This is a genomic window from Mesorhizobium sp. ArgA1 (genome assembly GCF_053714375.1).
Genome location: NZ_JBSKBQ010000167.1, coordinates 1 through 315 on the forward strand (window position 1 = coordinate 1; position 315 = coordinate 315).

Sequence of the window (315 nt, forward strand, 5' to 3'; positions counted from 1 at the left end):
AATGCGCTGGCGCACGCGCAGCTGAAGATCCGTGAGCGTGACCTCCTTACCTACCCCGTCACGGTGGCGCTCGCCTGTCCGCGTTGTGCCATAATGCCTGCCGTGCAGATTGAAAGCGTGCAGATGATGATCCTCCCAGCCGAAGGCGATCTGGATTGTTCGGTGCAGACCGAAGAGCGTCATTTCTTCCGATACCAGCTGCCTGCGCCAGATCATCGGCGAGATTCGTCGCAAGCTCCCTTTCAACCGGTAAACACCAGATGCGCCATCGTCAGACATGGCGCCCACGCTAACCCATGGCGGACGGCACCCCCA

Annotated in this window: 1 protein-coding gene; it reads right to left on the bottom strand. The window is 60.3% G+C overall.

Annotated features, from left to right (window positions below; all coding sequences use genetic code 11):
* On the bottom strand, positions 1-279 hold a 279-nt coding region (locus ACWGTI_RS32840; RefSeq protein WP_454590703.1), incomplete at its 3' end, for a plasmid pRiA4b ORF-3 family protein.
* Positions 280-315 lie beyond the last annotated feature (36 nt).